Source organism: Rhodanobacter sp. DHB23, from assembly GCF_014842975.1.
GTDB lineage: Bacteria > Pseudomonadota > Gammaproteobacteria > Xanthomonadales > Rhodanobacteraceae > Rhodanobacter_A.
In genome coordinates this window covers 1-1,256 of sequence record NZ_JACYXK010000008.1, presented here as the reverse complement: position 1 = coordinate 1,256, position 1,256 = coordinate 1, and the positions used below count along the sequence as shown (strand labels likewise).

At 62.3% G+C, this 1,256-nt stretch carries 1 protein-coding gene; it reads right to left on the bottom strand.

All coding sequences use genetic code 11. The annotated features are described in order from the left end of the window. Positions 1-113 precede the first annotated feature (113 nt). On the bottom strand, positions 114-1,160 hold the full coding sequence (locus IHE47_RS00060) for an IS5 family transposase (protein WP_192102893.1): 1,047 nt from the start codon (positions 1,158-1,160) through the stop codon (positions 114-116). Between the last annotated feature and the right edge of the window lie 96 nt (positions 1,161-1,256).

The following is a 1,256-nucleotide window of genomic DNA, read 5'->3' as shown; positions in this document are numbered from 1 at the left end:
CAGGCTGTTGAGAAGCGACATCTTTCGCGCTACGCGATAGCTTTCATAGATCGTGCAGCGCCATCCTTGGCGGTTTCACGTCAACCTTGCCCTTCTTCCGGACGCACGTTTCCTCAAGTCGGTGAAGGATTCCACCACTCACCGATGCCACCGATTCGGATCAGGTTGTACACGGCGAAGTTCCAGTGCACCCACGCGCTGACCTTCGCCAAGCCGATTCGCGGCAGCTTGCGCAGGTCGCCGATGGTCTTGGCCCAACCGAAACCCTGTTCGATGCGTTTGCGGACCTGCAGACTGATGGCGTAACCCTTGCCACGCGCCGTGCGTCCGTCGATGGCGCTGCGTCGCCCGTTGGCCGTGTGACGGGCGATGTGCGGCTTGATCCCGCGTTGCTTCAACTGGGCCACGAAGTCGTGCACGTCGTAGCCCTTGTCCGCGCCCAGCGTCGCACCGGGCTGAAGATGCGCATCGACCAGCGCCAGTGCGCCCTCCCGTTCGCCCGTCCCTGTCGCATGACGCACATCCACGCCCACCAGCAAGCCGTGGCGATTTTCCATCAGGGCATTGGCCAGATACGCCAGCCGTGCCTGCTGGCCCTGGCCCTTGCGCGCCAGTCGCGCGTCCGGATCGGTGGTCGAGGCATGCGTGTCGTTGCCGCGTTTCTGACCGTGGAAGTCACTGCCATCGCCGTTGTCCGAGCCATCCTTGGGGCGGAAGCTGCGGTGCGAGGCCCAGGCTTCCAGCAAACTGCCATCCACCGAGAAGTGCTCGTCGCTGACCAAGTCGTTGAGCCGGGCCAGCAATACGGTGTCAGCAAAGAACCGCTGGGCGATCTCGGCATCGAACAACCGATCCCGATTGAACGAGAAGGTGGAGTGATCCCATACCGTGTCGTCGATGTTCAGACCCACGAACCAGCGAAACAGCAGGTTGTAGTTCAACTGCTCCATCAGCAGCCGCTCGCTGCGCACGCTGTAGACCACTTGCAGCAGCGAGGCGCGCAGCAGCCGTTCCGGCGGAATCGAGGTGCGACCGCCGGCGGCGTAACGGGAAGCCAGCAGGTCATCGAGTTCCTTCAGGATCGCATCGACCAGCACGCGCAACTTGCGGATCGGGTGGTCGGCAGGCACGCGCTCGTCCACGGACACATACGAAAACATGCCAAGTTGCTGGATATCGGCTCCGCGCACAGCCACGACCTGATGATTGATGGGAACTATGATTGTCGCTGCTTCGGGGCGTTTCTCAACAGCCTG